This is a genomic window from Fibrobacter sp., from assembly GCF_045112255.1.
Lineage (GTDB): Bacteria > Fibrobacterota > Fibrobacteria > Fibrobacterales > Fibrobacteraceae > Fibrobacter.
The window spans coordinates 1-8,135 of the sequence record NZ_JBGUHR010000036.1; the positions used below are offsets into that span (position 1 = coordinate 1).

General features: G+C 51.3%; 7 protein-coding genes. 2 read left to right on the plus strand and 5 right to left on the minus strand.

Annotation, left to right across the window (positions count from 1 at the left end; genetic code table 11):
• Positions 1-158: 158 nt before the first annotated feature.
• Together purN and ACJMM9_RS03925 are read right to left on the minus strand one after the other, a co-directional pair.
• Positions 159-752: a phosphoribosylglycinamide formyltransferase gene (gene purN / locus ACJMM9_RS03920; RefSeq protein WP_405324031.1), complete on the minus strand. Its 594-nt coding sequence runs from the start codon at positions 750-752 to the stop codon at positions 159-161.
• A 13-nt stretch (positions 753-765) separates the two neighbouring features.
• Positions 766-966, minus strand: coding sequence for a hypothetical protein (locus ACJMM9_RS03925; RefSeq protein WP_173354887.1), 201 nt, complete (start codon positions 964-966; stop codon positions 766-768).
• A gap of 218 nt (positions 967-1,184) precedes the next feature.
• Here ACJMM9_RS03925 and ACJMM9_RS03930 point away from each other — a divergent pair, with 218 nt between their 5' ends.
• Positions 1,185-4,328 carry a GH116 family glycosyl hydrolase gene (locus tag ACJMM9_RS03930; RefSeq protein ID WP_405324033.1) on the plus strand — a complete coding sequence of 1,048 codons (3,144 nt, stop codon included), beginning with the start codon at positions 1,185-1,187 and terminating at the stop codon, positions 4,326-4,328.
• An 85-nt stretch (positions 4,329-4,413) separates the two neighbouring features.
• On the opposite strand, the gene ACJMM9_RS03935 is transcribed toward ACJMM9_RS03930, so the two are convergent.
• The 3 genes from ACJMM9_RS03935 to ACJMM9_RS03945 form a co-directional block, all read right to left on the minus strand.
• A complete protein-coding gene (locus tag ACJMM9_RS03935; protein ID WP_405324035.1) occupies positions 4,414-4,941 on the minus strand; it encodes a hypothetical protein in 528 nt (175 codons plus the stop codon).
• Between the two features lie 218 nt (positions 4,942-5,159).
• A complete protein-coding gene (locus ACJMM9_RS03940; protein ID WP_405324037.1) occupies positions 5,160-6,320 on the minus strand; it encodes a hypothetical protein in 1,161 nt (386 codons plus the stop codon).
• Complete coding sequence (locus ACJMM9_RS03945) at positions 6,317-7,165, minus strand: TIGR02147 family protein (RefSeq protein WP_405324039.1); 849 nt, start codon at positions 7,163-7,165, stop codon at positions 6,317-6,319. Before ACJMM9_RS03945 ends, ACJMM9_RS03940 begins: the two co-directional genes overlap by 4 nt.
• A 161-nt stretch (positions 7,166-7,326) precedes the next feature.
• On the opposite strand from ACJMM9_RS03945, the gene ACJMM9_RS03950 reads away from it, so the two are divergent.
• The coding region (locus tag ACJMM9_RS03950) for a phosphoribosylaminoimidazolesuccinocarboxamide synthase (RefSeq protein WP_405324041.1) at positions 7,327-8,135 on the plus strand (809 nt) is incomplete at its 3' end.

Genomic DNA, 8,135 nt, shown 5'->3' on the forward strand with positions numbered 1-8,135 from the left:
CCTCCTTGCGGAGGATGACTGTGGTCGCGACATTGACGCTTCGCGTCTTGCTAAACGGCTCAGCCATATTTGTGCAAGCACAACTGCAGCATTCGCCTTGGGGCATACTCGCCTTCTGAGTTGTCTTCGGGCTTTTAGCCCTCAGGATGACAATGACGTTAGTGCAAGCCCAGCGATTTGGCGTAGTCGCGAATCGTCTTCCAGTACAAAGCATGTTCCTGCACGAGGACGCGGGCGGCAAGCGTGTCAGGCGTGTCGTCTGGCATCACAGGAACTTTGGTCTGCGCCAAAATGCGACCGCGATCGATCTCTTCACTGACGAGATGCACCGTCGGGCCAGATTCCGTTTCGTGCGCAGCAAGCACAGCTTCATGAACATGGTGTCCAAAGAAACCTTTACCGCCAAACTTCGGCAACAGCGACGGATGAATGTTCAAAATGCGGTCCGGCATGCGCTTGAGCATGCAAAGCGGGAGCGCTTTCATGTAACCCGCCAAAATCAAAAGGTCCACATCGTACTTGTCGAGAACTTCGAGCATCGCGGCTTCGAACGCAGCCTGATCCGGATGCGTCTTACCCGAAATGTGATGCACCGGGATTCCGAATTCTTCGGCATGATGCACAGCACCACAACCCGCGTTGTTCGTAATCAAAAACTTGCACTGGGCTTCGAGGTCACCCTCGCCAATGTGATCAATAATCGCTTTGAAGTTGCTTCCACCGCCGGAAGCCATGACGCCAATTTTAAACATGGGCCAAATATAACTATTTGTGGTCGATTCCGGGCGGGGTACGGAGATAATAGATGACGCACGGGACTGTTATGCAAACGACCCAGACGAAAAAGTTGACATAGACAAACCACGATTCAAAGGTCACGTGGGCAGGGATAACGTAAGCTTTCAACAGGGAAAACACGACGATGAGGAAAACACCGGGGAGCATATGTGCAATCAACTTAGTCATACCCTAAAGATAATTCAAATCAAAAACATTTCATGTAAAAAGACTGAAAAAAGAAAACTTTACTGGATCCTTCGGGCTTTCTGCCCTCAGGATGACGTAAGAACAAGACTCAGGATGACGCCCCCTCTTTCGTCGCTCGTCTATAGCGGCATAGCCGCGTTCTTTCGTCTAATTACTATCTTTCCTCCCGTATAAACCTTTAAATATCGGACCTCATTATGAGCATTAAAGAATATCTTGCCGGTGCAAAAATGTCCGGCTCCGTCCAGAAGCTGATGACCCCGGGTCTCGCTGTGGAATTCATTCAGCCGTGGTACACCCCGCTTTCTACAACTCCTTCCACCACGGGTATTGCCGTGGGCGGTATCGGTTCTACGTTTACAGCAACGCCTGCTGGCACGACTCCCGTGATGAACGTGATGCCGGGCGTCCAGGTTCGCACCGAAAAGGCATCTGACCTCCGCTTCAACAACTTCTTCTTCAAGGAAGCCGTCCTCAGCGCAAAGGCCGCCCTCGTGATTGGCAACTTCGCTGCTTTCGGCATCTACAACAACAATTTCCCGCTCCTCGACGCTAACGGCGCACGCGTTTTCGGCGACGCCGACATGAAGGATCAGAAGAAGGCCGAAGCCAAGCTCAACAAGGTTCTCGCCGACAAGACATTCTTCGAAACGAACAAGGCCGCTTTTGAACGCTGGCACATCCAGTTCAGCGACCGCACCCAGGCTTTGATTGCCGCAGGCAAGGACGTTGCCGCCATCAACCGCGCCGTGCTCATCGACTTCTTCGACGGCATGGTTGGCGAAAAGGCCGCCCGCGAAGGCGCTCTCACCGCCGCTTGGACAAATGACAGCGAATTCCTCGGCCAGCCGGGTTATGACGCCGCCAAGATGAAGTACACCGCCCTCTATCCGGTCAGCGAAACTGTTTACGAAGGCAAGGGTGTTTCCATCACCAAGACGCAGTCCAGCTACGTAACTCCGGGCGACGAACGCCTTTCCAGCCTCCCGGTGAACGCCACCGTCTTTACGCTCGAAAACAACACCAAGGAAACCCGCGAAGTGACGATTGTCCAGATTCAGGACAGCATCACGGGCTACATGGCCAAGAAGGACCGCCAGGGCGTTCAAGACTCCAGCTTTGTGCTCGTTCCGGCCGCACGTTTCCCGAAGGGTGTGCAGTTCGACAAGGAACTCGAAGATGGCCGCTCCGTTCGCGGTATCGAATTTTATAACGAAAAGGCTCTCGCCGAAAGCGACTTCAACGGTTGCATGGGCGTGAGCGTGGCTTGGAACAAGAAGGACAACCTCAACGTTTCCGTGAAGCCGATGTTCTACCAGGACGACGCCAAGTCCGTCTTGAAGGCAGCTCTCCAGAGCGGTCGCGTTGCAAACTCCTGGGTCAAGAACGTTTACAGCGGTCGTGAAACGATTGCAGGCGCCATCGCCGTTACCGCAGTCCTCAAGCCGAAGCAGAAGGTTTCCTTCCAGTTCAACATGGTGCTTGACTTCCCGGAAATCAAGCTGAACAAGCTCACTTCCGCCAAGAAGTACACCGCATTCTACCCGGAAGCATACGGCCGCGTGGTCGCTCTCCTCACGGAAGCTCTCGCCGCCGACAAGACTTTCAACGAACGCCTCAAGACATTCGAAAACCTTGTTCCGAAGAAGCCGGTTGCAAAGCTCTACAAGACTGCCGCCAAGCAGGCTGAATTCAAGAGCCTCGCCATCAACACGCTCAGCTTCCTCGCCGAAGCCACCGTGTGGGACAAGGAAGACCGTTTCCTCGTTCGCGAATGCGCCGACTATCCGTTCTTCAACTCTCTCGACGTTTACTTCTACGGCAGCTTTAGCTTGCTCGCCCTCATGCCGCGCCTCGATGGCGTTGTGATGAAGCGCTTTGGCGATGCCATTCTCGCCGTGAACGAAAACCGTCGCCGTCACCACGAATTTGTGAACCTCCCCTACGCCGACCTCCCGGATCCGAAACTCGAAGGTCCGCGCGCAGTCCGTGGCGCAGTGATTCACGACCTTGGTAGCCCCTTCGACGCCGAACCAGATGCCTACGACTGGCACAACGTGAAGGAATGGAAGGACCTCGCGCCGAAATACGTGCTCATGGTCTACCGTCACTACCACAAGACGAAGGACATGCAGTGCCTCGCCGATTGCAAGGAAGCCGTTTACGCCGCCATGGAATACCTCGAAAAGATGGTGAACCCGGGCGAAAATTTCCCGCTCACGCACGGTACTGACGACACGTTCGACAACCTCTGTAGCTACGGCATCTCTGTTTACTGCGGTTCCCTCTGGATTGCAGGCCTCCGCGCTGCCGCCAAGATTGCAGAACTCCTCGGCGATAACGATCAGGCCGCCAAGTGGAACGCCAAGTCCGAAGCAGCAAACAAGGAATTTACCGAATCTCTGTGGGACGAAAATGAAGGCTACTTCCGCTTCTTCATCACTCCGATGGAATTGAAGGACTTGAACGTCGAAAAGTACGCTGAACTCCGCGAAGCCGTGAAGGTTTCTTTGGAACTCCCGGAAGATCCGAATGCAGGCGTGAAGGCCATCAACGAATGGCTCTGCGCAGGCGAAATCCCGGACGGCGAAGACCTCTCCAAGAACGAACTCCGCGGCCTCAAGAAGGCTTGGATTACGGCTCAGTGCAAGGATGCTTTCACCAAGAGCTGGGAAGCAAAGATTGCTAACGACTGCGACGACGTGTTCGCCGACACGATGCTTGCAGACACTTACCTCCGCTTGCTCGACCTCGAACCGATCACCGACAGCGCCAAGGCCAAGTCTAACTTGCTCAGAATTTTCAATACGAACTATAAGGCCAACAGCCCGCTCATCGGCGCAGCAAACCTTGTTCGTAAGGACGGTTCTCCGCTCGACGAATTCAACTTCCAGGCTCACGACGTTTGGATTGGCATTCAGTACAGCATCATGACCGCCATGATGTTCCACGGTTTGGAAAAGGAAGCCTCCGTGCTCGCCGATTCCATGATCGGAAACCTCTATGACGAAGCACGCGTTCCGTTTGCCGCACCGGAAGGATTCAACGGCTCTTGCCGCCTCCACCCGGAAGCACTCGTTGCAAAGTTCGGCCTCAGCGCAACTGCCGCCGACAAGATGCACAAGGAACTCCTGAAGAAGGGCGCACTCCTCGCCGACTCCCGCATCAGCCCGAAGCTCCCGCGCAATCTCGCAGCCTTCACGAAGGCTTTCGGCGCCATTGCAAAGAGCAACAAGGTCGATGTGAACGAACTCTTCACGCTGCTCCACAGCACGGCACTCAAGTACACCGCTGGTAAGTACTTCCGTCCGGGCATGGTTTTCGCTCTGCTCTACAAGTAAAGAGCAAGCTGCAAATTGTCATTCCCGCCACCGCGCGGGAATCGCCTTTAACTTAAACAGGTGTTCCAAGCGGAGCACCTGTTTTTTAATCATCGTTGACTTTAGGAACATCATCAACACGCACTACATCAAGATCCACAATCATCATTTTATTATCTAAATTGATACTTCCACCATCATTGAGAACAAGTTCTTTTGCACTATAATAAATAGGATCCGCATCCACTTTGAAAAAGATTTCTGAGTTGCAAAGACATCTCTTGGCATTTTCGTAATCATATTTGACATTTACGTAAAGCGTAGAATCCGAAGCAGAAACTTCTAGGCTGTCTATAACGACATCGCAAGTCATTGAAATATTTTTGATGGTAAAACCAACATTTTCAAGTGTTACATAACGATACACCACCGGCGGGACCGCAGCGTCAAGCATCGGGTCATCCATCGTTCGTCGCGAATCGCACTGAATAACGGCATCTGAGATAATCACGCGGGATGGATCTGAAACAGCAGAAGGACCATCGCTGCAAGCAAAAAGCGCAAACGACAGAGAAGTTACCAAAGCCGCCGAGATATAAACAGGCGCTGTTTTTGCCAAATTAAATTTTTTCATAAAAAACTCCTTCCAAGCATTTTTTCAAGAGCAAATATAATTTTCCGCTCCTTAAAAAGCAATATTTTTACGCAACAAAATATTAAAAATTTGCAATTTTAAGCCATTTTTAGCAAAAACAATTTTAAAATAATTTGCATATGCAACAAAACGTTTGATATAGAAAAACTCCGACATATGCCGGAGTTAAACGCACAAAACAGCACAAAAAATCACGTCTAGGGAGCAACGCCGTCAATGCCTTCAAAAACAATCTGGTCAATTTTCAGGTAAGAACCGCTCTTGATAAAGATGCTGAAGAAGCCTATTTCCTTTGAAATTTCGCTCCACGCCACCTGATAGCTATCGTCATCAAGCATTTCTTTGCCAGGACGCAGCACAACTTCGCGCCAGCCCTCCGCAACTTTCACGTTCCAAAGAGACTTGTGGAAATTGTTGTCGAGAACTTCGCGATAATGTTCCAGAGCCACATCAAATTCGCAGTCGCCGTTCACGGTCAAGCGAATAGCCGTGAGTCCACTCAAGTCATAATAGCCCGTATCAAGCCCAAGATGAGTCCCGAGCAGCACATAGCCTGAATCGCCCGGCACAAACTGCATCGAAAGGACCTTGCCACGTCCAGATTCCGATTCAATTGCGGCCGCAAAGCCCTTTGTGGAATCAGGTTTCAAAAGCGTTGCGCCATCCTTTGCAATATAATACCATCCATAGTTCGGATAAACTTTTGCAATGTTATTCAAACTATCGCCATCTTCAAAATCTTCGAATACAAATTCACGTGTAACGCCAGGCAAGCGCACAAGCGTATCAGCAACGGCGCCCGGTTCAAGAGTGACCTCGGCAACTGTAGAATCGCCAGCAACCACATTAAAAAGTCCCGCAGGCACATGAGCAAAAACGTATTCATCCCCAGAACGTTTTGCGATATACGGAGTCGATTCCAGCCGGAGATTCGCAAACAAGTTTTCAAGACTCGAATCTCCTGCGCCTGTACGCAGCATCAAGGATGACGACGGCAACAATGAAATTTTAGAAGGCGCGGAATTTTCAGTCAAGCTAAGCGAAGACCAGCTCATCAGCGAAGAATCAGCACCCGCAATGCCTTCGACAAAGCAATTTCCACCGGCACACGCTTCACTGGACTTTTCAAACTTTGCCGTGCCTGCCGAATCAGAAATAGACGTTTCGACTGCGGACAGGTCCGTCTTTGTGAATAACGTTACGTTCGCTTGAGCAAGAGGCCGGTTTGCATCGTCTAGAACGACAACGGCAATTCCATTCGTTGTTTCGCTAGTCGCTCCCGAAAAACTCGGATTGTTTTCCGTGCAACCCATAAAAAGAGAACCAAACACCACACTCAGCAAAAGGAACTTTTTCATTTTTCTTCCTTTTTCATCATTGGGAACAACTGAAAATTCAACTGGTAAACGCTATCACAAATTTCAGATGGCATCGCATTCACCACATTCACAATCGCACGTCGAGTATCAGCAAGAATTTCACGGATCTTGTCAATTTGCTTTGAATCCAGCGCCATTGTCAGCGTACTGATATCGCGCTTTTCCTTGGGCGTTTCGGCAATGGACTTTCGCGCCAGTTCTGCAAGGCTCCCCTGGTAATCACTGATGGAAGCACTCAGCCAATGCTCTTTAGTCTTCAGGTGCGCATCCGTCGGAACAATGCGCCCGTCCTTGCGCTGTTCAGCAAGCCCGAGCTGCAAGAGAGCGTCTACGGCATTCTGCACCTGTGTCGCCGTGAGTTTCGGAACGCAGGATTCACCGAGGGCAGCAGCATCGTCCGAACTGCGATAATCAAAAACATCTAGCGCCGAGCGGATCATCGGATAATACCACTGCTGGAAATAGCGGTAGCGCGCCTCATCGAGTTCACGGCTTGCCGCCGGACGCATTTTTTGCAAAGATTCAAAATGCTTGCGGACCTGTTCATCGTTTTTTGCCTTGCCATAGGCGACCATTTCACGGAAATACTCGGCCTTTGCTTCTTTAAAACGGAAAAACTGCACAAACGATTCAATGCACTTGGGTGAAACGTGGCGTTTGCCCTGCAAAATTTTCAAAAGCAAGCTCGCATCCATTTCCACCGCCGTCGCAAACACGCGATAGCTGAACGTCGGGTCCAGCGATTTCTCGATTTCGTAAAAGTCCAAAAGGAACTTGCGATAATCGGAATAGTCATAGATATTGATGCGGTTTCTGGCAAGCATAGGTGACCTGAATCAAAAATAGGTTTTTCCCTTAAAATTTCCAATTTTTTGAAGCCAGCTTCATCAATTTTTTTTGGAATCGTTGACATATTTGTCCACACCGCCGTAAGGCACATTCCACCCCTAGCCAGCAGCCACTAAATTGCTAAATTTGGAGTACTATGAGCTTAAAATTCGAAACCCCCATTACCGAAGTTCCGCTGTTCCACCAGGGTAAAGTACGTGACATGTACGACCTCGGCGACAGCTTCCTGATGGTCGCCAGCGACCGTCTTTCCGCTTTTGACGTGGTTCTCCCGACCCCGATTCCGGGCAAGGGCAAGATCCTGAACCAGCTTTCCCTTTTCTGGTTCAAGCACCTTGGCATGAAGAACCACCTCATCACCGCCGACGTGAATGAATATCCGGCCGTGCTCAAGAAGCATGCCGACTACCTCCGCGGCCGTTCCATGATCGTGAAGAAGGCTAACCGCCATTCCGTGGAATGCATCGTGCGCGGATACATCGTCGGTTCTGGCTGGAAGGACTACCAGAAGACCGGTAAGATTTGCGGTCACGTTCTCCCGCAGGGTCTCCAGCTCTGCCAGAAGCTCGAAAAGCCGCTCTACACGCCGAGCACCAAGCCCGACGTTGGCCACGACGAAAACATCAGCTTCGAACAGACTTTCGATATCGTTGGCGAAAAAGTTGCAACGACGCTCCGTGACATGTCCCTCGACATCTACACGAAGGCTCGCGACTACGCAGCAAGCAAGGGCATCATCCTCGCCGACACCAAGTTCGAATTCGGTGAAATCGATGGCGAAACCATCCTCATCGACGAAGTGCTCACTCCGGACTCCAGCCGTTACTGGCCGGCAGACAAGTACCAGGTTGGCAAGAACCAGGAAAGCTTCGACAAGCAGTACGTTCGCGACTGGCTCGAAACGCTCGACTGGGGCAAGACCTACCCGGGTCCGGAAATTCCGCC

Excerpts from the sequence above, each read along its gene's own strand:
- ACJMM9_RS03925 (WP_173354887.1), bottom strand. The coding sequence starts at position 966 with ATGACTAAGTTGATTGCACATATGCTCCCCGGTGTTTTCCTCATCGTC.
- ACJMM9_RS03945 (WP_405324039.1), bottom strand. The coding sequence starts at position 7,165 with ATGCTTGCCAGAAACCGCATCAATATCTATGACTATTCCGATTATCGC.
- ACJMM9_RS03930 (WP_405324033.1), top strand. The coding sequence starts at position 1,185 with ATGAGCATTAAAGAATATCTTGCCGGTGCAAAAATGTCCGGCTCCGTC.
- ACJMM9_RS03940 (WP_405324037.1), bottom strand. The coding sequence starts at position 6,320 with ATGAAAAAGTTCCTTTTGCTGAGTGTGGTGTTTGGTTCTCTTTTTATG.
- purN (WP_405324031.1), bottom strand. The coding sequence starts at position 752 with ATGTTTAAAATTGGCGTCATGGCTTCCGGCGGTGGAAGCAACTTCAAA.
- ACJMM9_RS03935 (WP_405324035.1), bottom strand. The coding sequence starts at position 4,941 with ATGAAAAAATTTAATTTGGCAAAAACAGCGCCTGTTTATATCTCGGCG.